Annotated in this window: 12 protein-coding genes; 2 read left to right on the forward strand and 10 right to left on the reverse strand. The window is 51.9% G+C overall.

Annotated elements, in window-relative coordinates:
- Positions 1-519: 519 nt before the first annotated feature.
- The 8 genes from FHS60_RS06180 to FHS60_RS06215 all read right to left on the reverse strand — a co-directional run bounded on the left by FHS60_RS06180 (position 520) and on the right by FHS60_RS06215 (position 13973).
- On the reverse strand, positions 520-783 hold the full coding sequence (locus FHS60_RS06180) for an HU family DNA-binding protein (RefSeq protein WP_009347962.1): 264 nt from the start codon (positions 781-783) through the stop codon (positions 520-522).
- Between the two features lie 244 nt (positions 784-1027).
- Complete coding sequence (porZ, locus tag FHS60_RS06185) at positions 1028-3340, reverse strand: type IX secretion system anionic LPS delivery protein PorZ (RefSeq protein ID WP_183696527.1); 2313 nt, start codon at positions 3338-3340, stop codon at positions 1028-1030.
- A 39-nt stretch (positions 3341-3379) separates the two neighbouring features.
- Complete coding sequence (locus FHS60_RS06190; RefSeq protein WP_183696531.1) at positions 3380-3964, reverse strand: non-canonical purine NTP diphosphatase; 585 nt, start codon at positions 3962-3964, stop codon at positions 3380-3382.
- 11 nt (positions 3965-3975) lie between these two features.
- Positions 3976-4788, reverse strand: a complete 813-nt coding sequence (locus FHS60_RS06195; RefSeq protein ID WP_183696534.1) for an O-fucosyltransferase family protein — start codon at positions 4786-4788, stop codon at positions 3976-3978.
- Positions 4785-5837 (reverse strand): YitT family protein, encoded by a 1053-nt coding sequence (locus tag FHS60_RS06200; RefSeq protein WP_183696538.1) that lies wholly within the window; start codon positions 5835-5837, stop codon positions 4785-4787. The genes FHS60_RS06195 and FHS60_RS06200 overlap by 4 nt, the downstream gene beginning before the upstream one ends.
- 57 nt (positions 5838-5894) lie before the next feature.
- On the reverse strand, positions 5895-8714 hold the full coding sequence (gene leuS / locus FHS60_RS06205; RefSeq protein ID WP_183696541.1) for a leucine--tRNA ligase: 2820 nt from the start codon (positions 8712-8714) through the stop codon (positions 5895-5897).
- A 330-nt stretch (positions 8715-9044) separates the two neighbouring features.
- Positions 9045-12575, reverse strand: coding sequence for a beta-N-acetylhexosaminidase (locus FHS60_RS06210; RefSeq protein ID WP_183696544.1), 3531 nt, complete (start codon positions 12573-12575; stop codon positions 9045-9047).
- Between the two features lie 405 nt (positions 12576-12980).
- Entirely contained in the window at positions 12981-13973 is a 993-nt protein-coding gene (locus FHS60_RS06215; RefSeq protein ID WP_183696547.1) for a malate dehydrogenase, read from the reverse strand.
- Positions 13974-14213: 240 nt separating this feature from the next.
- Between FHS60_RS06215 and FHS60_RS06220 the strand changes: the two genes are divergently transcribed.
- Positions 14214-16007, forward strand: a complete 1794-nt coding sequence (locus FHS60_RS06220; protein WP_183696550.1) for an aminopeptidase P family protein — start codon at positions 14214-14216, stop codon at positions 16005-16007.
- A 905-nt stretch (positions 16008-16912) separates the two neighbouring features.
- Positions 16913-17251, forward strand: coding sequence for a TM2 domain-containing protein (locus FHS60_RS06225; protein WP_183696554.1), 339 nt, complete (start codon positions 16913-16915; stop codon positions 17249-17251).
- Between the two features lie 393 nt (positions 17252-17644).
- On the opposite strand, the gene typA is transcribed toward FHS60_RS06225, so the two are convergent.
- Both typA and FHS60_RS06235 read right to left on the reverse strand, forming a co-directional pair.
- Positions 17645-19450 carry a translational GTPase TypA gene (gene typA / locus FHS60_RS06230; protein ID WP_183696557.1) on the reverse strand — a complete coding sequence of 602 codons (1806 nt, stop codon included), beginning with the start codon at positions 19448-19450 and terminating at the stop codon, positions 17645-17647.
- A gap of 271 nt (positions 19451-19721) precedes the next feature.
- Positions 19722-24164 carry a sialidase family protein gene (locus FHS60_RS06235; RefSeq protein ID WP_183696560.1) on the reverse strand — a complete coding sequence of 1481 codons (4443 nt, stop codon included), beginning with the start codon at positions 24162-24164 and terminating at the stop codon, positions 19722-19724.
- Between the last annotated feature and the right edge of the window lie 740 nt (positions 24165-24904).

Here is a 24904-nt window from a genome sequence, read left to right on the forward strand (position 1 = left end):
AATAAGGATGTGAGCTGACAGGCTTATGGGAGCCGCGGATACAATAAGGAAAATGACGAAGAAACGAGGAGGCGTTTTTAGGGAAAATAGTGCAGGAAAGGAGGAATTATGTTGTAAAATGCGGTTATCCTGGTGGTTTTGCAAACTTTCTGCCGATTGTGGATGGCGAGAAAGTTCGGATTTTCAAGAAGAAGCAGGAATTTTCGGATTTTCCAGACTGCGAGTGACTGCAAAATTCTGTCAAGTTTTGAGACGGTTGGATAAAGCTCGGCAAAGAAGAGAAGGCCAACAAGGCGAGAGAAACAAAAACTGAGGAAAGCGGGAAATGAGCATTCACAACTACTACCGATACTTAGAAAAGCGGCAGATATTCGGACGCATCAGCAAGAGGGCTGCGGATTTCCTTTTCCAATAAAACAAAGAAGGTAAGACGTGCAGAAGCACGAGCTTACCTTCCTCAAAAATTTGCGAGATTAAAATATAAGCCTGAAGGAAGTTTCCTCCAGACTTATTATTCCATTAGAACGTCAGTTCAGCACCTGCCTTGAACTTAACGACCTTCTTAGCTGCGATCGTCATCTTCTCGCCAGTTGCCGGGTTACGACCTTCGCGAGCAGCACGCTCTGAAACAGAGAAAGTACCGAAGCCAACGAGAGCTACTTTGTCACCTTTCTTCACTGCACCTGCGATAGCTCCAAGAGTAGCATCGAGCGCTTTCTTTGCATCAGCCTGGCTCAATTGAGCATTTTCGGCGATGGCTTTAACTAATTCACTTTTGTTCATTGCAATTGTATTTTTAAAAAATAATACTTATAAATTCCGTTAAATACAGGGCAAATATAAAGTAACTTAGAGAGTTGCACAAATTTTTCTTATATTTTTTGCTAAAAAACACACAAAAATACACTTTTCACAGGAAAAATCTTACTTTTCCCCGTATTGACGGAGCTTTTTAGGCCTTGTAGAGAAAAATGTTTGCGGAGTGCTCGTCATCAGAATTTGAGGGACGCACACTCCGCAAATGATGTCAAATGACAGCCACTTTGGCCACGATGCCACTGCCTGCATCGGCGGTGACCACAAGAATATAGTAGACCCCCGTTGCCACTCGCTGTCCGTTCTGATTGCAGGCGTTCCACACGAAAGAGCCACCGAGCGATTGGCCGCTGGCTACTACCTGCCCGCCTGTGGTCATCACTTTCACTTCAGAATTTTCTGTCAGTCCGGTGATGGTGACATTCCCATGATAGTCGGGGCGGACGGGATTGGGATATACTTTTACCTGTTGCTCGTCGAGCTTCTCATAGGGCCGCGTGGCTTTGCCCTGATAGGAACATAAGCCTGCATCGGTGCCTATCATGACTTCGCCCGTCTCCGAGTTGACTGCCAGGCTGTAGATATTATCGGAAAGCAGCGGCGTTTGAGCTGCCGTGAAATGCGCTAAAATTTTCGTTCCTTCGGGGCTTACGAGATACAAGCCGCTACCGTAAGTCCCGAGCCACTTACGATTCGCGCCATCCACTGCTACGGACGAGACAGGGACATTGGCCAGCAGATAGTCGGCATAATTAGTGCCATCGTTGCGCGGTACTTTCACCTGCGTAATGGTAAAGTTCTCTTTGAACCAATCTGCCGGTTTTTCCACAACAAAAACGCCGCTTGCCGTTCCCACCCAAAGCCAGCCACTGCGATCCTGCGCGAGGGCATAGACACTTTGGAGATCCACGCGCGTTCCGTCCTCGTTGAGAGCAGCAGAACGATAGCGTTCGACATCGTCAGAGAGATTGGCGGGCGTGCTATTGAAATTCAAACAGAGAAGTCCCGACACATGATTGCTCACCGTACGGCGTGACGCCACCCACAGGTTGTTGTTGTTATCAATCAGCGTGCGCTCGAGCGTGGGAGCCATGCGCAACGAGGGGGAATAGACTTTCGTCCAAGAACCATCGGCCAAGAGCACGCGCAGAACGGTGTCCACCTGATTATTAACCATCCAGAGATTGCCCTGCTTATCATAGCTCAAGCCATCTAAGCGAATGTAGCGTTTATTCCCATCGGGCACGGCCGACTGAAGGGCTGCGTTGTCGTTGGAATAATACTTAGAAAACTGCTGGTTGCGGAACTCATACAGTCCCGTAGTGCTGGTGGCGAAATGGTGGGACGCATCGGCGGGGTCCTGAATGACACTCGTTATATCGCGGTAGACCACGCCCGTTTTTGTTGCAACGCCGCTTTCCTGGAAGGAACTCCAGCGACTGTTTTCATATGTCATCAGCGTGGCAGGATAGTGCACTCGATCGTAGGGGTCGAGGCGTCCGCCAGCCACCAGCAGACGCGGACCGACATAAGACATATAATAACAGAGGTCGCGCTTCGGGCCGTAGCCCCCTATGGGCGTTTCCACCGCCTGAAAGGCACTTCCGCTGAGTTTGTAAGCCTGGAGTTGTCCGTCAGACGTAGTCACCCAAAACGTTCCATTATTGGCGCGGCTGACTTGCTTCCACGACGCGCTGGCAGCATAGGATGAGAGATGGTCGGGATTAGTGGCTTCGCAAACATTCAGTTCCGAAGCGTTGGCAAAAACTGCTTTCTGAGCATCGGCATAAAAAGAGGTGAAGACAGACGCCGAAAGCTGGCTGACCGTGAGGTTTCCCGCAGCAGGCGAACCCTTGAGGGCGTAGAGCCCCGCAGCAGAGGAATAGAAAAGTCGGCCCGCAAACGGCATCAGCTGGAGGGCCGTTTCGCTGCGCGCCGTTTGCCAACGCGTGGCATCGGAGGGATTGTCGGAGAGCAGGCAATAAGTCAGTGCCCTATTACGCGCGGCAAAGATTGCCCCATTGAAAACAGCCGCCGCACGGCAGTTGGTTCCCAAGACATAAGAGCCCTTCACCTCCCTCTTCTTGAGGTCGATGACGACAACGCCCGTACTGGTGGCCAACGCCGCCCAGTCGCCCGCCACATTGAGGGCGTTGAGCTGTGCTGTACCGTCGCTGCTCGTCTTGAGCTGCGGGATGTTGAGGATGCGGCCATTGTCGAAAAGCAGGTCGATATTTGCATTGGCATAGACCAAGACGAGACAGCGCTGCGTGGTGGAATAGCCCATCAGACTTACGGACTTATCGCTGAGCCCTGTTAGCTTCGTGAGTTGGCGCACCTCGGAGTCCGCAGGACTGTAAGAGAGTAAATTTCCATCGTAGAGGGCGTAGATGCGATCGGCCGCCGGTTGGTTGAAGATACAATTATGATAGGCTGGAAAAAGTGTCCAACCGTCGGTGGGTGTGGCCGAGGCTGTAAAAAACACAAGCAGCAGCGCGGCCAGAAGGATTGAGAGTTTGCGCATTCGGATAAAGATTGTCATGAACGGGGAGGGAGCAGCGATTTATTTCTCTTTATTGAGAAACGCTACGAGCTTCGCAACAGCGCGGGCGCGGTGGCTGATGTTGTTTTTCACCTCAACGCCCAACTCGGCAAAGGTCTTACCGGTTTGCTCGGGAGAGAAGACGGGGTCGTAGCCAAAGCCCTGCGTGCCGCGCTTCTCTGGAGCAATTGTTCCCTCAACGATGCCTTCGAAGAGGTGCTCCTCCCCTTTCTCTATTAACGCGATAACGGTGCGGAATCTTGCGCTGCGGTCCGATTTATTTTTTAGTTCGTCGAGCAAGTGGGCGGTGTTGGCCTCCGCATCGTGGCGATCGGGGTAGGCATAGCGGGCGGTGTGAACTCCGGGGCGACCACCGAGGGCGGTCACCTCCAGACCGGTGTCGTCGGCAAAGCAGTCGAGGCCGTAGTGGCTATAAACGTAGCGCGCCTTTATCAGCGCGTTGCCTTCGAGGGTGTCAGCGGTTTCGGGAATATCGGTGTCGCAATGGATGTCGCCCAAACTGAGCAGTTCGATATGGTTGCCCAAGATGGCGCGTATTTCTTCGAGTTTGTGAGCGTTGTTAGTGGCGAAAACGAGGCGTTTCATGTTCGGTATATTTATGGGTGTGATGTTTTTACTATTTGAAGGGGGATGTCCGAAAGTTCTGCGGCCATATCGGAAAAGGACGACCAATAGCTGCCCAGGAGTTTCCGTGTGCGCGATAAGCAGAAGAGGTCGACCACGGCATCTTGCATTCCGCTCAACGTGTCGCGCCGAACACTCTGAACGGGTTGCGCCACAATGCGACCTGGAAAGGCGTTTTCCAAACGGGTGCGGAGCGCGAGCGAATCCGTGGCAAGGAAGAAGCACACGTTGGCGTCGGCGTTCACCTCTCGCTGCATGGCGGCGAGAAAAGCGGCATCGGTGCTTTCGGCTATGGAGCGCACGCTGTCGGTACGGCGAATGTGAACGCCCACTACTCTATCCTCGAACGTGCGGCAGATGTCGTCGATGCGCTGCTGCAAAGCGGGGACGGGGTGTAGAAGTTGGGCAAGATGGACGCCATAGGGCTGGAGGACATAACCCGTGGACACATATATATTATTATAGGTGTCGATGAGCCGCGGTAAGCTATCGTCGGTCGCACCATTGAAATTGACCAACTGGAGGTCGTAGCAGGCGCGGCGCAGCAAGGCGGGCAAGTGCAGGTTGCGGCGCGACTGCGGCACGTTCCACCAATGCCGCTCGCCAATAAGGAGCGGGGTGAGCGGAGCCGTCGCGAAGAGGTCGGCAAAACTGGCGCGACACTCGGCATTGCAGGCCCAGTCCACGCGCAGGCTGACATCGAGGCGAGAAAGCGTCAGGGCGGAGAGCACAACGCGAAGCCGGTTGCACAGTCCGCCCTGAGGAACTATCGTGACTTGTTTCATTTTTGATTGTCAGGCTCGTAACCGTTGAGAGTTGTCCACTCGGGCACCACGAGGTGTTCTTCTTCGGGCATCGGGAGGTTCTCTTGCTTCGGCGCAGCCATGGCTTGGCGCTTGGCCTTTATGCGGTCGAAGCCGTAGCCAAAGACGCCGATGACTTTCGACTGACTGACGAACGCTTCGGGGTCTATATTCTGGATGAAACGAAAGATCTGTCCGCTCTCGCGTTTCTTGGCCAGCACCACAAGCACCTTGCGCGAAGCATGGGTGTACCAGCCTTCGCCATCGAGTACGGTCACGCCGCGCCCCGTAGAGGTGATGGCGTCTGCTATCTCGTTGTACTTGTTGGAAAAGATAAAGAACTGCACGGATTGTCGGCCTCGATCCACAACGAAGTCCAGCAATATATTTGTAACGATCAGCGTGCAGTAGCCGTAGAGAAGTTGCGAGATATTGACAGACTTAAGGAGTATACTGGAAGAAATGATGAAGATGTCGACAAACATAATCACCTGGCCCAGCGTGACGTCTTTGTATTTGTTTATAATAGCTGCAATGATGTCCGTACCGCCTGTAGAGCCGTTGGAAAGAAAGACGATGCCCAGTCCGATACCTTCGCAGGCCGCTCCGAGAATGGTGCTCATGAAAGCGTCCTGCCGAACGATCTGCGGCATCTGTTTATAGATAATATCAAACTCTCCAGGATGGGTCATACCAAAGTTGATCATGAAGTCGTGCCCCATCTGGAGGAACACCGTAAGCATGATGACGCCGTAGATGGTCTTGATGCTGAACCGCCAGCCCATAATCTTCACCGAGAGTATGAGAAGGAACACGTTGACGGAGAAATACGTGACGGCAATAGGAATTCCGAAACCATAGAACAGGATCGAACCGATACCCGCAACGCCGCCCGACGTAATTTGATAAGGCAGCATGAAGCAGTTAACGCCCACGGCGTAGAGCGCAAGGCCGAAAGTGATAAACAGGTAGTCTTTCAGTTCCAAGAACACCTGCTCTTTCGTGACAACGGGCTTATTAAAACTTAGCATAGCAATGTTTTAAGTAAGAGAGAGCCCCTCCCTCGCGGGAGGAGCTTTGAGATGTTTTTATTTGATGACGATATTGACGATGCGTCCGGGCACTACGATAATCTTCACAATCTGCTTGCCATCGAGATAGCGAGCTGTGTTCTCGTTTTCGAGGGCGAGCTTCTCCACTTCCTCCTTCGGAGCATCGGCTGCCACGTCGATGGTGAAGCGCGTCTTACCGTTGAAGGAGACAGACATGGTGATGGTGTCCTCCTTGAGGTAGCTCTCGTCAAACTCAGGCCAGGGAGCGTTGACCACACTCTCTGTGTGGCCGAGCCGCTGCCAGAGTTCCTCGCAGATGTAGGGGGCGAAGGGGGCGAGAAGGGCTACAAGCTGCTCTAACACCTTGCGACTGTGGCACTTCTGCTGTCCCAGCTCCGTTGTGGCTACCATAAAGGCCGGAATACTTGTGTTGTAGGAGAATTCCTCAATATCCTCGCTCACTTTCTTGATGAGCTTGTGGAGGCTCTTGAGGTTGTCCTTCGTGGGCTCTGTTTCGTCGATGGTTTCAAAGAGGTTCCAGAAGCGGCGCAAGAAGCGAGCGGAGCCGTCAACGCCGTTGCTGTCCCAGGGCTTACTCTGACTGATCGGGCCAAGGAACATCTCGTAGAGGCGGAGGGTGTCCGCGCCGTAGCGCTCAATAATATCGTCGGGGTTCACTACGTTGAACATCGACTTACTCATTTTCTCCACTGCCCAGCCGCATACGTATTTGCCGTCTTCCAGCACAAATTCGGCCGTTTCAAATTCGGGGCGCCATTTGCGGAAGGCTTCGGTGTCGAGGATGTCGTTCTCAACGATGTTTACATCCACGTGGAGGGGCGTTGTCTCATACTCGTCCTTGAGTCCGAGGCTCACAAACTTGTTGGTGTCCTTGATGCGGTACACGAAGTTTGAGCGGCCCTGAATCATTCCCTGATTCACGAGTTTGCGGTAGGGTTCTTCCTCGCAGCTCACGCCGTTGTCGTGGAGGAATTTGTTCCAGAATCGGCTGTAGATCAAATGGCCGGTAGCGTGTTCCGAACCGCCCACGTAGAGATCCACGTTGCGCCAATAGGCATCCACCTTCTCGTCCACAAGAGCTTTATCATTGCGAGGATCCATATAGCGAAGGTAATAGGCCGAACTGCCTGCAAAACCGGGCATCGTACTAAGTTCGATGGGGAAAACGGTTTTGTTGTCGATTTTAGCATTTTCAACAACGCAGCGGTTTGTTTCGTCCCACGCCCAATGGGTGGCGTTGCCCAATGGAGGCTCACCGGTTTCGGTGGGGAGGAACTTTGTCACTTCGGGGAGCAGGATGGGGAGACAATCCTCTGGGATCATCTGCGGCATACCGTCCTTGTAGTAAACGGGGAATGGCTCGCCCCAATAGCGCTGACGACTGAAGATGGCATCGCGCAGGCGATAGTTGATTTTCACACGGCCCAGGTTGTGAGCGGTGACAAACTCCTTGGTAGCTGCGATGGCTTCTTTCACCGTCAGGCCGTTCAGGCTGAAGCCTTCGAGGCTCGTAGTGCCAGCGGCAGGACTGTTGGTGACGATTCCCTCCTTGGCGTCGAAACTTTCCTCGCTCACATCAGCCCCTTCGATAAGCGGGATGATGGGCAGGTTGAAGTGGCGCGCAAAGGCGTAGTCGCGGCTGTCGTGCGCGGGTACTGCCATGATGGCTCCCGTGCCGTAGCCAGCCAGCACATAGTCGCTGATCCACACGGGCACTTCTGCACCGGTGAACGGATTGATGCCATACGAACCGGAGAACACACCCGTCACACGGCGGTCGGCAATGCGTTCGCGCTCGGTGCGCTTCTTCGTGGCCTCAACATATTCCTTCACAGCGGCTTGCTGCTCGGGCGTGGTGAGACGCTCCACGAGTTCGCTCTCGGGTGCTAACACCATGAACGTTACACCGAAGATAGTGTCGGCGCGCGTAGTGAAAATCGTCACAGGCTCTTCTTGGCCCTTAATGCGGAACTGCATTTCCGTGCCTTCGCTACGGCCAATCCAGTTGCGCTGTGTTTCTTTGATAGAATCGCTCCAGTCAATCGTGTCGAGACCGTCGAGCAGGCGTTGAGCGTATGCACTCACGCGCAAGCACCATTGCTTCATCTTCTGCTGCACCACGGGGTGACCGCCGCGCTCGCTTACGCCGTCGACCACTTCATCATTGGCCAACACCGTTCCGAGGGCCGGACACCAGTTCACCATCGTTTCGCCCAGATAGGCGATGCGGTAGTTCATCAACACTTGCTGTTGCTTCACGCTGTCGTAGCTGTTCCATTCCTCAGCCGTGAAGCTGAGTTCTTCGCTCTGAGCCACATCCAGCTCGGCCGTTCCCTTTTCGGCAAAGTGGGCCGTGAGGTGTTCGATGGGCTGTGCTGCCTGGCATTTGTTGCAATAGAACGAATTGAACATTTTGCTAAAGGCCCACTGCGTCCAGTGGTAATACTGCGGGTCGCAGGTGCGTATCTCGCGGTCCCAGTCGAAGCTGAAACCAATTTTATCAAGCTGTTCGCGATAGCGGGCAATGTTCTTTTCCGTAGTCACTGCCGGATGCTGCCCCGTCTGAATGGCATATTGTTCAGCGGGCAAACCATAGGCATCATAGCCCATAGGGTTCAACACGTTGAAACCCTTCTGCCGTTTGTAGCGAGCATAGATATCGCTGGCGATGTAGCCCAGCGGATGCCCCACATGAAGGCCAGCGCCAGAGGGATAGGGAAACATATTCAGTACGTAGAACTTGGGTTTCGACGCATCCATCTCAACGTGATACGTCTTGTCCTTGGCCCATTGTTCGCGCCATTTTTTCTCGATTTCTCTAAAGTTATAATCCATTCTGATTATCGCGTTTTGTTATTTGGGGGCTAAATTACTTGAAAGCCTGCACAAAGCAAAAGGATAATCAACGATTTTCAGCCACGCGCTTATTGTGTGCCCCAATTTTCTTACGCTCCGCTACCTTCCAAGTGAGATATTGCCCCACAGAATAAGGCGGCCGAAAAATACAATAAGGCTGTCGACTGACACAATAAGGAAGCCAGCGGATACAATAAGGGCGCCAGCTGACAGCCTTATTGTGTCAGTTGACGCCCTTATGGGACAAATCGGTAGCCTTATGGACGCTATCACCGCCGTTGAGCAGTGATGACCCTTGTGGCTCTCGTGTTATTTCACAACCTTTTCGCCGTTGATGATATAAACGCCAGAAGTGGGCGTCAACACGCGACGGCCTTGCAGGTCGTAAGTCTCATTTTCTTTCTCGGTCTGCACGGCGGGAGTTTCGATACCTGTTGTCTTGCCCTTGCGCACAAAGTTCCAAACGCTTGCGCCCCAAGTGTAGGGTTTCAGCAGGACATACTTCCAGGTGTTCGCATTTGTGTACCAACCGTTCTGCGCATTCGGAACAACGATAGCAATTGCTTCATTACCTTGGTCCGTAGTGACGAGTTTCAATTCCCATGAGTAAGCCTGGCCCAGCTTGACACTCTGGTCGACAGCTGAAGAGGGCACATAGGCATAAGTATTGGTCAGCTTATTGCGCAGGCGAACCGCGCCGTTAGCTTGCTTCTCCACCAGCCAGAGATAGCTATCATCGTTCTCCACAAGGGTTTTGGACTTCACTTCCTTAGCAGCGGCATCACCAGCAGCATATTGTGCGGTGAAATAACCGTTTTGGATGTAATAATAGTAGTCTCCGCTCAAGCCGTCGAGCACTGATGTGCGTTCCATTTTGCAGAACTGCTCGTAGAGGTCAGTATAGCGTTGGAAAGTTTCACGGCTCACGCTGCCAGCAGCCAAGTCGGTCGTGGCAGGATCTACCACGGAAGAGCGGAGGAAATTGAGAGCTTCGGCGGTAGGTTCGCCCACTTCGCCCGGACGACTATTGGAGAGAATGCGATTTGCCTTGTTGACAAGACCTTGAAGCTGCGCCGTGAAATCCGTAACCTCCACGATGCGCCAGCAACCTGGATAGCAAAGAGCAGAGTCGGTGCCTGTGGTGGCAAAACCGGCTACATTCACAGAGAGAACGCCCTTGTTGCTACGCAGATTCAGGACACCGGCCTGATAGTCGTAGGGAGCGGTGGCTGTCATGGCTTTGCGCACGAACACAACGGTGGAATCCTTGTCATTCAAGGCTGCTTTCGCATCCACATTGGCAAGTTGGAGTTTTTTTCCGTTGAATACCGAACGAAGCACATAGCCTCCGCGCTGCTGCGGCTGGAAGAGGAAGAGTTCCTCGGGCTCTGTTTGCGGCGTGTAGTGGATCTTCAGATTGTTACCCACGGCATAGAGCGTAGAACCTGCAAAGCGTTTGCGATAGTAGGTAGACGCGCTCACGAGCTGATAAACCTTGCCCGCCTCGGGGAGCTTCACCTCGGCTTTCTTATAGTTGGCAATCTGCTGCGTGAGAGCTGCGAGGTTGGCCACATTGGCTGTGTCGGCACGGAAAACGTTTGCAGCCGCCTGCAAGAAGTTGTAGTCGGTCTGTGCAGGGTAGCCCACTGCGCCTGGATGGCTCTGCGCCAACAATGTGTCGGCTTCGGTCAATGCCTTTTCAGCAGCCGTTTGTCGCGGTGTCTCAAAGAAATGTTTCGCGTAAGTGATTTTGAGTGTATCGAGCAAAGAAGCGTGGGTTTGCAAGCGGAGGTAGAAATCAGTAAAACGGCGCTTTGCTTGCGGCAACCAAGACATTTCGCTGAGAGCCAGCAAGCGCGGATAGAGCTGATACTCGGCAGCAGCATTGTTGTTGCAACTCTCCGTCCAGAGACAAGCTTGCGCGCCGAGCAGGAGTTTCTCCTTGCCGCTCACCATAGCCACGGGGTTCACGTTATAAACTCTATCAACGCTGTTAACCGCTCCGTCGCCGTAGCCACCAATGTAGGGGGCGTCGATCTCTGTTTGAGCGGGCGACACCTGCAAGAGGTCGAAATAGAGAGGGAAGGAAGGCGTGAAAATACTGGTGAAACCTTTCGCCACAGATGCTTTGATGCGCTCGGGCGAAGAATATGCCATCACAATGGGCTTTACAGTGTACGAATTTTTCCAATGGTTGATAAGTTCGTCCCAAACTACCACGTCGCGGCCGTATTCTGTCTTGAGCCAAGTACCGAGGGTTTCAACGAGCCAGGGCTGGAGTTCCTCAACACCACTAAGACCTTCGTTTTTAATGCGGTCTTGGCATTGCTTGTTAGTACGCCAAACGGTGGTGGGGCATTCATCTCCACCAAGGTGTATGTAGCGGCTGGGGAACACGTCAACAACGTGACCGAGCACACACTTCAAGAAATCGATCACGCGGTCGTCGCCCACGTTGAGAACGTCCGTGCTGATTCCTTTCTCAGCGCGCACCGTGTAGTGCTTCGTTGAGTCGCACGACAGCCAGGGGTAAGCCGCTACGGCAGCCACCATGTGGCCCGGCATATCAATTTCGGGGATAATTTCGATATTGCGGGCACGAGCGTAGTCCACAATCTCGCGCAATTCGGTGAGGGTGTAGAAACAGCCGCGTCCATACTCAGTATCGTCGAAGAAGTCAACGCCCTTACTTGGATCGTTGATCGTCAGTGAGCGATTGCGCACTGCGCCCACGGTAGTCAAGCGCGGATATTCGGGAATCTCAATGCGCCAGCCCTGATCATCGGTCAAATGCCAGTGGAAACGATTGAGTTTGTAAACAGAAGCCACATCAAGCAGTTTTTTCACTTCTTCTTTCGTGAAGAAATGGCGCGACACATCGAGCTGAAAGCCGCGGTAGCCAAGTTGTGGGGCATCCTGAATGGTCAGATAGGGCAGTGTCCAAGCTGATTTATTGTCGAGCGTCTTACCATAGATGCTGCGTGGCAGCAACTGCCGCAAGGTTTGCAGCGCATAGAAGACTCCGCCGTACGCACCGCCTTCAATCTGTACGCCGTCGGCCTTGATTGTCAGTCGGTAGGCTTCCTGACCGAGCGCAGAGTTGATAGCAAGCGTAATGACAGGACTATTCTGTCCCGCACCAGTAGAGGGTTGCTGGTCGAGGTTGGGCAAAGCGATACCCGAAGTGCGCAGCAAATCATCAGCAAAAGTCTGGGCGAGCATCTTGAGAGAGTCGCCAGTGGCCACAATCCCCTTGAGCGTATTCACAGCCAATGTACCTTCGCTTTTCACTACGGAAGCGGGGTACGGAATAAGGGGAAGGGTGGCGCTTGTAGAGTTCAGGTCCTTTTCTTCCACAAAAGCCACTACGGAGTTGGCATCGCCGGGAGAATAGAATTTGATAGGATTACCAAGCCCCATACCGCCCCAAACATTGACACAAAGGTTGCCCGTTTCGCCGTGGGGCTTGAGGGTCAGTTCGCCCTGAAATGTGGGAATATCGAAGCGAGAATTGTTGCTGGCAGAGCTGGCACAATAGAGCGCAGAACCCGAAGACCTACCAGCATAGGTCAGTATCTGACCGAGTTGATTGGTGAGCGTGTAGCCTTGTGCGCTTGTGCCCTCCACTTTCCACAGCTGGTATTCGCGCCGAGCAGCGAAACTCGCGATACAAGGCTGACCAACGGAAGAGCCCGTCAGCACATAGTCGCCTTTGGTAAAGCGAAGATAATACCAGACAGTTTTGCTGCTGGTACTGATCGTTGGGAAAGTGCCCGCCACAGCTTGGGGAGCAAAAAACACCAACATCAGAAAAAAGAACAGGTAAAGGTTTCTTTTCATTATAATTTAGTTTAGGTATTTGAATGTTAGCCAGATAATTTTTGCGATTAGGTGCGCAAATGTACACTTTTACACATATACAACAAAACAATTTATTTCTTTTTGAGGGATATAATATAAAAATCGTTTTCATCCGTTCGAAAGATGAACAAAAGAAGTGGAACACTCTCTCCCTTATAGACCCACAAAAATATCCTTATTGCGTTTGAAAATACAATAAGGCTGTCAGCTGACATCCTTATTGCGTCAGCTGACACAATAAGGATATTTTTCGCGCCGCAGCAGTTCGCCTGCGCTGGCAGGATAGGGCAACTCCACACAACCTTCGCTTTTTCTGACAAAAGGATACGATAAAGGGACACACCGAAGCGTGTCCCTTCTTTCTTTAATGAATTGAATCGCGGATTAGAGATTCGGATTCATTTCTTTCCATTCTGCTACAGGAGGAATGATGCCGAGCTCAACAATTTCGTCGCGCATCTTGCAAAGATGCTCGTAAGATTTCTGCAAGCTTGCCAATTCGTCGGCAGTACCCTTCGGCTCAACGAAATGTACGCCCGTAGCGTCGATCGTTGTAGGCATAGCCATCATCACGTTCTTGAAACCGAGCGCGTCATTGTTTACGTAGCAACCTGCGGGCAAGGTGAACTTCTCGCCACCCATTGCAGCTTCAATCATCTTAACAGCATTGTAAGCGGGGCTCTGGAAAGAGCTACGGCCACGAAGCTTGATGATGTTTGAACCGCCTTGAACCGTGCGGTGCTTGATATCTTCCCACTTTTCGTCTGAGAGACCCATCTCGCAAAGGGGCTTACCGTCTACCTTCACATGAGATGCGAAAACGGCCATCTGCTCGCCGTGACCACCGTATGTGTGAGCGCCGGTCACTGCGTCCTGCTGAACGCCGAACTCAAGAGCCAGAGCCTGCTGCAAACGAGTGGAGTCGAGCGCTGCGAGAGAGGTGAGCTGGTTGGGCTTCAAGCCGGAGTGGATCAGAGCCGTCAGAGCTGTTACGTCAGCGGGGTTGAAGATCACCACTACGTGCTTCACATCGGGGCAGTACTTCTTGATGAAATCGCCGAACTCAGCTGCGATTTGGCAGTTGCCCTTGAGGAGATCCTCACGAGTCATGCCTTCCTTACGGGGAGCACCACCTGAAGAGATGATATACTTTGCGCCTGTGAAAGCTTCTTCGGGGTTAGTTGTCCATGTGATGTTTGCACCAGGGAAACCGCACTGAGCGATTTCGTCAGCTACACCGTGAAGACCCGGTTCAAAGATGTCATACAGACAAACGTTGGGAGTTAAGCCGAGCATCAATACGCTCTGCACCATGTTTGAACCAATCATACCGCCAGCACCGACGATGACCAGTTTCTCATTACTTAAATATGCCATTGGTGTATAAATTAAAAAGTTTGTTCGTTCAGATGATGAGCATTTCTGCTCCTGTTTGTAGTTTCCGCAAAAGTACCAAATTCTTTCGGGACATACACAAGGAATACTTTAATTTTTCTTCTCGAAAGGCCAAAAGGAATGGCTCTTTTGTCTTTTTGATTGGAAAAATCGTAACTTCGGCACGAAAAAGTAAGGCAGAGAACCTCTCTGCCACCTGACAAATACGTTCATACTATCATCATGCTCAACGAAATCATCACCAAGCGCGTCGACGCTCTGCGCAACTGGATGGAACACCACAATGCGCTCCAGGCTTTTATCATACCAACTGCCGACCCTCATAATTCTGAATATCTGGCCGACCATTGGAAGTGTCGGGAATGGCTCACGGGCTTCACGGGCTCGGCGGGTATTGCTGTGGTCACTAAGGATGCTGCGGCACTTTGGACAGATTCTCGCTACTGGTTGCAGGCGGCGGAACAGCTCGAGGGAACGCCGTTCCAACTCATGCGGGATGGCGATGAGGGTGTGCCGACTCTGAAAGAATGGCTCTGCGCCCAACTGCCTGCACAGGCCATAGTGGGTTGCTTCAGCGGCACAATGTCGACAGCAGAATACACGGATCTACTGGAGAATGCCTCATACCAACTCACAGCTGCGGCGGAAGATCCTTTCGACGAACTTTGGACAAATCGCCCTGCCTTGCCGCAACGCCCCCTCGTATTGCAACCGCTGGAGTATACAGGGATGTCGGTCGATGAAAAGATAACACTCATCTGGAAAAACCTGAAGGAGACCGAGCCGCAGGCACTTCTGCTATCGGATCTCTCTGAAATCGCCTGGACGCTCAATCTAAGAGGCGACGACATCGAGTTTAACCCCGTCTTCATGAGTTATCTGCTCCTGCGCCGTGAGGGAAACAGCGTGCTTTTCGTGGATGAGCACCAACTCACGCCAGCCGTCAACGAATACCTCCAAGAAAACCACATAGAGGCCCGCCCCTACGATGGTTGGAAAGAACTTATCCCCTCCGAGCTGGATTCTATCGCTATCCCCCACGAAGTAAACATCCAAGTGATGCGTACCGCGTTAGACGCTCACCTGAAATGTCCGCTCGTTTCTTCCCCCGTCCCCGCGCTCCGCGCCATCAAAACACCTGCCGAACAGCAGGGATTCAGAAGAGCCATGGAGAAAGACGGCTGCGCCATGGTGAGATTTTTGGAGAAATGGGAAGCCCGCCGCGGAAATGCGGCGTGGGACGAACTGCGCATCGATAAAGAACTAACAGCAGAACGAAGCAAAGAAGAAATGTTCTGCGGACTAAGTTTCAGCACCATTGCTGCCTACGGCCCGCATGGGGCTATCGTCCACTACGAAGCTGATGAAACCACCAATGCGTCTATTGATGGAGGGGGCTTTCTCCTCCTCGACAGCGGCGCGCAGTATGTAGACGGCACTACAGACATCACGCGAACGCTGCCGTGCGGACCGCTCACAGACGAGGAGCGGAAAGTGTACACGCTCGTACTGAAAGGCCACATTGCTCTTTCGTCGGCTCGTTTCCCCATCGGCACTTCCGGACTGGAACTCGACTACGCCGCGCGCCGCGCTATGTGGCAGGAGGGATACGATTTCGGGCACGGAACAGGACACGGCGTGGGTGCTCACCTCTGTGTACACGAAGGGCCTCATCAGATACGGAAAAACGTGCGCGACTGCACCCTCGTTGGTTTCCGTCCGGGCATGACAATCACGAACGAACCTAGTCTCTATGTGTCGGGTAAGTTTGGTGTGCGAATAGAGAACACGCTCCTCGTTGTCGACGATGGCGAAACGCCTTTTGGTCATTTCTGTCGGTTCGAAACCCTCACGCTCTGCCCCATCGACCTGCGCCCCATCGTGCGCGAAATGCTCACATCTGAAGAAATCTGCTGGCTCAACAACTACCACACCGAAGTGCGCCGCCGACTGCTCCCTCTCCTCCCCGCCCCCGCCCATCGCGCATGGCTCGAAGAGGCCACAAGAGAGTTTTAAGTGGTGATTATTAAGTAGAATAAGAGTTGTAGAGGATATTTCGTGGGTCATATGCATCACTCTCAGTATTTGACAATATAGCAATTCACGCCTCTGGCGGAGGCGCACTCTGCGTAACCGCGGGTGATACCCGAGCGAGAGCGAGGGAAAAACTGCGAGCTGGCAGACAACCCTGCTTCCGGCACTGACGGTGTCGCACTGAAAGCATGGAGAGAGTCTTCTCCCTCTCTCCCACTCAGAAAAAACTCGTATTTTTGTTGTCACGTTGTCACGGAGGAGAGAAGACGCTGATAGACAAGTGCTTATACGCGTGACAACAAAATATTCGTTGTCACACTGCTGTCACTTGTCGTCACGATTATAATATATACGTTCTCAGTTAGTTATACTCAAAGTGTGACAACGTGACGACGTGACAACAAAAAATAGAATCTTGGGAAGAGCGAGGTGGGAGCTGTGCGACGCTTCCTGCGTCGGAGGTTTGTGCATCCCTTTCCCACGGGTTCACCCTTCGGGCACCACCCGCGGTTAAGCATGGTGTGTCCCTGCCGGGGACAGTGGGTGAATACGCAACATTGCAGAGGGGTGTGGATGCAATAAGGGCGTGAGCGGACAGAATAGGAATGCGAATGAACACAATAAGGTTGCTGGCGGATAAACTTATTGTAGCCTCGAATGCAATAAGGGCGTGAGCGGACGCAATAAGGATGTGAACTGACAGCCTTATTGTATTCTCAAACGCAATAAGGATATTGACGACTTGCTTTATTGCTTTTCCACTTCCTCGCTAAGAAGTAAAAGTAAGAAGGCATCAATAATAGAATTTTCTAAAAATAGCTATATTTGCATTTATACTATTTTCTACTAACACCCTTTTTAAAATCAGCTTCAAAACTTAGAAAATTATGACTGCACAAAAAGTTGATATGTTTCTCATGGCAAACAATCACTACCTCCCGCAGAGCAAGCTACTCCTTCTCAGAGAACAATTACTTTCACTTGACGATTCATATTGGATAGTACTCACAACTATCCAATTTAAGAATCCCACAATGGCAGTCGTCCTTTCAATTTTCTTCTTCCACTTTGCTGTTGATCGCTTCTATATTGGTGATATAGCTTTAGGTCTGTTAAAGCTATGCACAGCTGGTGGCTTCCTTTTCTGGGCATTCCTTGATCTCTTTTTAATCGCTGGAGCAACAAGAGATCGCAACTATCAAAAGCTTCAAGCTCGTCTTCAATAAACTCTTAAATATATTATCAGCCGTGACTCATATCAGTGTTTGCCTTTAGCCACTTTCCGCAAAAGAGGGACAAACTGTACTAACCACTTTCTCCTCTTGTACTGATGGTGGAGGTACAAGAGCTACTTTATTCTTCTTAGGAGAAAATATCATTGAAGTCTTAGGGCTAAATCCTCATTGCTTTTTTGCAAAAATGTTATTAGTCTCCTTTGCCGTGCTAACTTATTCTCATCTGCAATAGCTTACAAAAAATCCGCAATGCCTATGAGCAGACATTGCGGATAAGGATTGTAGGCGGTCCAGAAATAGGCTGGAGCGCCGGTATTGTTATATGTAGAAATGCCGAAGTTCGCTCTTGACTCGAAAAAGGAGGGAGAGGCCGGCGGCGAACTACTACTCTTCTTCGCTCTTATTAGCGCGCTTGCGTGCCAGGTGGTCGAGAATCATCTTGCGCATACGCATCGACTTCGGCGTAACTTCCACAAACTCGTCCTCTTTAATATATTCGAGTGCTTCTTCCAAACTGAACACGATGGGCGGAATGATGCGCGCCTTCTCGTCAGTACCGGAGGCACGGACATTGGTGAGCTGTTTGGCCTTTGTCACATTCACAACGAGGTCTTTGTCATGGACGTGCTCGCCCACAATTTGTCCTGCGTACACTTCGTCCTGCGGATTGATGAAGAAACGGCCACGATCCTGGAGTTTGTCAAGGGCGTAGGCGAATACCGTACCGCTTTCCATAGATATCATTGAGCCATTGGTGCGGCGCTGAATCTCACCCTTGAACGGCTCATAGGTCTTGAAGCGGTGAGCCATGATGGCTTCGCCCTGACTGGCTGTGAGCACATTGGTACGTAGGCCAATGATGCCTCGAGAGGGGATATTGAATTCTATATCCACGCGCTCGCCCAGGTTCTGCATACTGGTCATCTCGCCCTTGCGGCGGGTCACCATGTCGATCATCTTAGAGCTGAATTCCTCGGGCACATTGATGGTCAGTTCCTCAATCGGTTCGCAACGCTTACCGTCGATTTCTTTATAGATCACCTGTGGCTGACCCACCTGCAGTTCGTAGCCCTCGCGGCGCATAGTCTCAACGAGGACAGAAAGATGGAGCACACCGCGTCCACTAACGAGCCATTTGTCGGCGTCGATTTGGTTGACGCGCAAAGCAAGGTCTTTCTCCAATTCGTGTTGCAAACGGTCGTTGATGTGGCGGCTGGTGCAGAATTTCCCTTCTTTACCGAAGAACGGACTATCGTTGATGGTGAACAACATAGACATGGTGGGTTCGTCGATAGCGATGGGCTCGAGCGCTTCAGGTTCGTTGAAATCGCAGATGGTATCTCCAATTTCGAAATTCTCCAAACCAACGATAGCACAAATATCGCCGCAATGCACTTCTTCGGTGCGCTTGCGTCCCATACCCTCAAAGGTGTGGAGCTCTTTGATTTTTGTTTTCTCTTGTGAACCGTCGCGATGAACAATCGTAACGTTCATGCCGTCTTGCAGCGAACCGCGGTGAACACGTCCCACGGCGATACGTCCCGTATAATTGGAGTAGTCGAGACTTGTGATCAAAAGCTGCGGCGTTCCCTCATTCATGGGAGGAGCCGGTATTTCTTTCAGAATCTCGTCCAGCAGGTAGTTGATATTATCCGTCGGCGTGCGCCAGTCAGCTCCCATCCAGTTGTTTTTGGCCGAACCATACACAACGGGGAAATTGAGCTGTTCCTCAGTAGCATCAAGGTCGCACATGAGGTCGAATACCATTTCGTACACTTCCTCGGGGCGGCAGTTAGGTTTGTCCACTTTGTTGACCACCACGATAGGCTTCAGTCCGATCTGCAAGGCTTTTTGGAGCACGAAGCGCGTTTGAGGCATCGGGCCCTCAAAGGCATCAACGAGCAAGATACAGCCGTCGGCCATATTGAGTACGCGCTCCACCTCTCCACCAAAGTCGGAGTGGCCCGGAGTATCAATAATATTGATTTTAGTGCCTTTATAGTTGATAGAGACATTCTTGGAGAGAATGGTGATACCTCGCTCTCGCTCCAACTCATTATTATCGAGGATTAGTTGACCCGTGGGCTGGTTTTCGCGGAAGAGGTTTCCGGCAAGCAGCATCTTGTCCACGAGCGTTGTCTTACCGTGGTCAACGTGGGCAATGATGGCGATGTTACGAATGTCTGTCATATTTTCTTTTATCTGATATTTACGGCTTTACGGGACTATTCCCGCCTGCCGTTTCTTTTCGGGGTGCAAAAGTACGAATTATTATTGGAAAGAAATAATAATCAAACCCATAAAAGCTTGAGGGAGCAGCAGGCGTCTCTCCGTGAGGGGACGGCAAAAAACAAGAGAAGCGGCCAACGCAACGAACGCGCTGACCGCTTTTTTAGAGATATTGCGGAGAAGACTCAAGAGGCTAAATGCCCCGACTTATCCGGAGATGATTTCAGCTTGTTTAGAAAACCACTTTCTTACCATTGACGATATACACACCGCCTTTTTGGGGGGCTTTCTGGGAGATGCGACGGCCTTGGAGGTCGAAGATCTGCGGTGCGAGGTCGGTGGAGATAGCGGCATTGCTGATACCCGTTGTCTCGTCTGAGGAGATGGGCAAGAACTCACGCACGCCCGATGCGTTCGATACGGGGAGATAAGCCTTGTTGGGAGCTAATGTTGCCTTTGTGGCTGTGCCCGTAGCTTCGGGGACTGTTGGGCGAACATAGTAGAAACCTATCGTTTTCTTTGTGGGATGAATGCTGAGAACATAAGTATTCGCGTAGTCATCGGCCGAAAGATTCTTGCGGAGGTAAGTACCTTGCAGCGCATTTTCCTGCGCGAGCGGAGCGGCCGTTGGAGCAATATTGAGCGTCATGTTCAGTTGTCCCAAATTGCGATTGAGCAGCAACACGCCCGTACCTTCGGGCACTGTACCGTTGCAAGCCTCGAGTTTGACCGTGCGATTATCGGTCGCCAGCGTAACGAGGTTGGCCACAGCATCCGTACCTTCCAGGGTGTAAGCAAAAGGCATATAAGCCGTAGCGTAAGCTTGATTTTCGCCCTCGGGACGAGTGGACGAGAGCGTCCAAGTAGTCACGGGTTCGATATACCAATTCGAAGCATCGGAGCTGGTAGTCCACGCCACGATAGATCCTGAGTTGTCGGCATGGATCGCAGGTTTACCAGCGTCCGTGGGGTTCAAGCTCTGCAGGTAGCTAAGACCTTCGATTGTCGACACCACTTTATATTTTCCGGCCTCCGCTTCGTTGGCGGTCACAGGGGCTGCGGTGTAGACAGCAGGCGTTGGTTTCACAAACACCTGGTAGTTGCCGTTCTTTACCAGCCATGCGCCATCGGCCGTCTTGCGGAACTGGAACAGCAGGTTGAGGTTGGTGGCAGCATCCGTAGTGGAAGCCTGCGTCAAGTTTGTACCATCAGTGGCCAGTGCCGCTGTGCTCTTCAACTTGTTTGTGAGGCGATACCAGCCACCGTCTTGCAGTTCGATTTTCTCCACTTTATTGTAGAGCGCATCATAGGCTGTAGCAATTTTCTGTTGAGCTGCAAACGCGTTGGTCTCATTGGGCGTTGCCTCAGCGGTAGTAGCTGCCGTTTCTGCGGCACTCACCTTCGTGGTGAGCGAAGCCACGCTTTCGGGCTTCACCATTCCCACATAGTTTCCATTGCTGCTCTGCATCGTTGTCATACGAGCGCGGAGAGCTTCTGCTGCCTGCTTCACATAGAGAGCACGAGAACTGGTGCGGTCAAGGACATACTGACCATTGGTCAAGTCCTCCAGCGGGATTTGCTTGAACAGGATGTTGTAGCCGCCCAGACCGCCACGCGCATCTTCTTCGTAGATGTAACCAATAGTGCCATTGTTGAGCAGTTCCATACCCGTGTAGCACGAGCCGATATTGCTCACCTGCATTCCCTTTGTCCAGCCGTTGGCCAGAGCCGCAGCTGTGGAGTAGTCGGAATAAGTTGCCAATTCTTTGAAGTAGACACCCACTTTTTCACGACGCGTGGAGAGCGTGATACTCTGCAGTGCCACAAAAAGCTGCTTATTGTCGCTCACGCGGCGTGCCGGAACGATGAGGATTTCGCCGTTCACATTGTTCACCGCATTATTCATCGCCGTTGCGTTGGTCTGGAAATCCCAGTTGCCTTCACCTTTGGCGATGTCGGTATAAGTGAAGAGGCTGAAGCCACGACTCAGAGAACCACGGTTGCGAACGCTCACCAGCACACTACCATCGGGAAGTTCTTCCACCTTCGACTCATCGGCACCCGTGCTCGGCAACTGTGCTTTGCTACCCAAGAGCTTCCACGTCGTACCAAAGTCGTCGGAGTAAATCACAAAGGTGGCGTTCTGTCGCGTATTATTGGTGGGATAAGCAATATAAAGGCGGTAGTAATCGCCCTGCTTGATATAGCGGCTCTGCATGATCTTTCCACTGGTGAGGAAGAGAGAGTTGGTCACACCTCCTGCGCCGTCCTTGGTCAGATTATAGATCTGGTAGGTCAGCGAGTCCGCCGTCCAAGTTTGTCCGCCGTTCGTACTGCGAAGACGAACTACGTGCTGCGGCTCATTGTATTGTCCGTCAAAGAAAGAGGTATGTCCGCCCACGCACATAACGAGCACGTTCTGCGCATTATTGCGATCAACAACGATGGAGGGATCGCCGAAACTGTAGTCCCATTTCTTTGAAGAATGGGGTTGGCTCTGGTCGCCGGCAGCAATGGTCTGGAATTGGGCATCCCAAGTTTGACCGCCATCGCTACTGGTCTTCATAATCACGTCATTATGGCCGTTGCCCATACCTATATCGGCACCGGTGCGGCGAAGGTCTACTGCCACGAAGAGCTTACCATCGGCAGCCTGACCCAAAGCGGGGATACGATAACCTGGGCCCGACTTGGTGTTGTCAAAGACCAAAGCGGTCTTATATTTAGCATTCGTTGCTGTCAGTTGCTTATCGGCCTCAACAGAAGCAGGGACAACTGTGATGCGGAGGTTCTGAACGAGTGCCATACCCGAGGTGACTTGGAACGGAACTGTTTGCAAGTTCAAGCCCGTCACACTGAAGTTTTCAGCCGTTGCGGCAGTGGCCGTAGCGGTCTTTGAGGTAGTGACGTCCTTCACGCCTGTGCTGCCACTTTCGGCCTTAAATGTGAAAGAATAGCCCGTAATGACATAGCCCTCGCTTGCGGAGAGCGTGTAGTCCTTGAAGTTGCTGCTTGCAAGTTTCACCGTCTTCGGCGTCGTCGTATTGATGAAGCCGATGTTGTTTTTGTTGCTCGCATTGGCGAGCGTAACAACGGGATCGGTCTGTGTAGAAATCAGATAGGTGTTCCAATTCTGTCCTGTTGTTTTCTTATCGTCGCGATAGAACGTACCGTGGTCGCCATCGAGTGCATAAGAGAGTTGGGTATTGTAAGCGGCTTCGATGAGCACCGTAGAGCCTGCATCCTTGCCTCCAGTCCAGAAAGAGATTTTTTGCGTTTGTTCGTTCAAGTTCAGCGCATAGCCGTTGGCGTTTTGCAACTGCATATAGACGGGTTCCGTATAGGCGGAAGTCAGGTTCGTTGAGGAAGAGAACCACCAAGTATGGCTCTTCGTATTTCCGGCCAACACTTCCACACGCGCCTCAGCTCCGTTTGTGGCGGGAGCTGTGGCAACGAGGGCTTTCGTAGTGCCGAGTGCCTTATTATATACCGTGTAGCCCTGTGTCTCATTGCCCACGAAGCACCAGAGTTGGTTGTCGGGCTGGGCGGGCAAACTGGTGGTTGTTGCACCAATCGAAACGGGCGCTAACTGAATGCTACCATCGGCGGCTGCGGCTGCCTGCGTGGTGTTCTTAAACTTGAGGGTGTACCAGCGCGTACCTTCTGCAAAGTTGTTGCCCACTATCGTAGTAGCCACAAAGGGGTGGCGACTGAGCGCTTTGTGAAGCACAACGTAGAAGTCGGCGGGTTCGATAGCACCTGCGCTCACGGTGAACGTCGGAGTGGAGGTGAGACCGGCCAAGTGCACTTCTGCGCTATTGCTGGCGGTGCAGGACACAGCCGTAGCTCCCGCGGGGGTCACAGTGGCTGCCGCACGCGTGGAGGAAGTACCACTGAAGCCCGTAAAGGTCATACCATAGGCGGTGATGTCCCAATCCTGGGTTGCGGAGAGAGTGAACGTAGTGAGGTGGAGATGGGGTTTGCCATTCACCAGATACATGTCGTTCTTCGGGGCAGAGAGCGTGAAGCCGGGGTCAGTAGACGTGCTGCTCCAGCGAGAGTGGTAAGTTTTGCCTGCATTAGAGGCCGTCCAACGCCCAAAAGCTGTGCCGAAGTTGAGCACCTTCATATCGGTTTCCTCGATGAGGAAAGTAGAACCGTGGTCCTTTCCGCCATCCCAGAAAGCCAACTTGCCCTCACGGTTGTTGAGGGCTTTACTATTGCCAAACTGTTCGATATAGACGGGGGTTGTGGTTGTCGATGTGAGGTCGCCGCTCTTTTCAAATTTCCACAGGTCGGTATAACCCGCAGGTACTTCAGAACTTACAATAGCATACGACTGATCACCGGTGTTGCCCTTCATCGCTGTGGGTGCCACGAGTTTTCCGCCGGCGGCATTATAAATCTGATAGCCACTGGTAGCATTGCCCACGAAGCACCAAAGGTCGCGACCGCCGTAGTTGAGGGTGCGGTTGGACAGACCGATATAATTGGCCGATGCAGCCTGGCGACTCACTTGAAACTTATTGCTGTGGATCGTCATCGTGTACCACCGCGTGCCGTCAACGGGCTTACCATTCGCCAACGTAGTTGGTTGAAACGGCGGTACTACTGCCCACACTGCCGCAGCCACACTCAGCAACAGCAATGAGAGACATAGTCTAATTTTAGTCATAAAAAGATGTTGGTTTTATTGATTAATTGTAATTGTTCTGAAACTTAGGGTCGCAAAGATACATTTTTCCATTTTGACAACCAAACATAGCAATAAGAAAACCAAACAAACCCTCCGATCAGTCTGACCTGTCCTCGGAGCAGTCTGACAAATTCTCAGACCAGTCCGACAAGTCCGACCTGTCCGACTCGTCCAAGATCTCCCCTATCAGCCTCCCTAAAACTTTACAAAGCTGTGCTCGTCAATAGCAGCCAAAAATCCCCCATCCTCCCTATCTGCGTCCAAAAAATCTCCTCACCGATTGATCAAACCACCCCTTTTCTGCAAAAACTGCCCTATTTTCGCGATTTTCAGCTCAAAACTGCTCAAAAACATCCTTGAGCTTCGCGTCGGTTTCCTTATTGTGCCAGCCGACACAATAAGGCTATCAGCTGGCAGCCTTATTGAGTTGGCCAACAGCCTTATTGTGGTGACGCGCAAGAGGCTTCTTGCAAGCGAGAGAAGGAAGACGGGCGCAGATTTGAGCCACTCTCGGAAGCGTAAAAGTAAGAAAATTCTTGATATTAGGAATGTCTCCTTCAGCTCCCCCTTGAGGGGGATGCTCAGTGGCCACTTGTTGTTGGTTCTCCGACAGGTCCGACCAGTCAGACCAGTCCGACGGGTCGGAGTTCTCCGAAAACTTCCTCCCTTCATAAAGAAAGGGAAGAAAATCTTTGCATCTTTCCCTCGTTTTTGTGCCA

The organism is Alloprevotella rava (genome assembly GCF_014195585.1).
Lineage (GTDB): Bacteria > Bacteroidota > Bacteroidia > Bacteroidales > Bacteroidaceae > Alloprevotella > Alloprevotella rava.

What these genes read in the sequence shown, in the direction of transcription:
- FHS60_RS06180 (WP_009347962.1), bottom strand. Translation starts at nt 783, where the DNA reads ATGAACAAAAGTGAATTAGTTAAAGCCATCGCCGAAAATGCTCAATTG.
- porZ (WP_183696527.1), bottom strand. Translation starts at nt 3,340, where the DNA reads ATGCGCAAACTCTCAATCCTTCTGGCCGCGCTGCTGCTTGTGTTTTTT.
- FHS60_RS06190 (WP_183696531.1), bottom strand. Translation starts at nt 3,964, where the DNA reads ATGAAACGCCTCGTTTTCGCCACTAACAACGCTCACAAACTCGAAGAA.
- FHS60_RS06195 (WP_183696534.1), bottom strand. Translation starts at nt 4,788, where the DNA reads ATGAAACAAGTCACGATAGTTCCTCAGGGCGGACTGTGCAACCGGCTT.
- FHS60_RS06200 (WP_183696538.1), bottom strand. Translation starts at nt 5,837, where the DNA reads ATGCTAAGTTTTAATAAGCCCGTTGTCACGAAAGAGCAGGTGTTCTTG.
- leuS (WP_183696541.1), bottom strand. Translation starts at nt 8,714, where the DNA reads ATGGATTATAACTTTAGAGAAATCGAGAAAAAATGGCGCGAACAATGG.
- FHS60_RS06210 (WP_183696544.1), bottom strand. Translation starts at nt 12,575, where the DNA reads ATGAAAAGAAACCTTTACCTGTTCTTTTTTCTGATGTTGGTGTTTTTT.
- FHS60_RS06215 (WP_183696547.1), bottom strand. Translation starts at nt 13,973, where the DNA reads ATGGCATATTTAAGTAATGAGAAACTGGTCATCGTCGGTGCTGGCGGT.
- FHS60_RS06220 (WP_183696550.1), top strand. Translation starts at nt 14,214, where the DNA reads ATGCTCAACGAAATCATCACCAAGCGCGTCGACGCTCTGCGCAACTGG.
- FHS60_RS06225 (WP_183696554.1), top strand. Translation starts at nt 16,913, where the DNA reads ATGACTGCACAAAAAGTTGATATGTTTCTCATGGCAAACAATCACTAC.
- typA (WP_183696557.1), bottom strand. Translation starts at nt 19,450, where the DNA reads ATGACAGACATTCGTAACATCGCCATCATTGCCCACGTTGACCACGGT.
- FHS60_RS06235 (WP_183696560.1), bottom strand. Translation starts at nt 24,164, where the DNA reads ATGACTAAAATTAGACTATGTCTCTCATTGCTGTTGCTGAGTGTGGCT.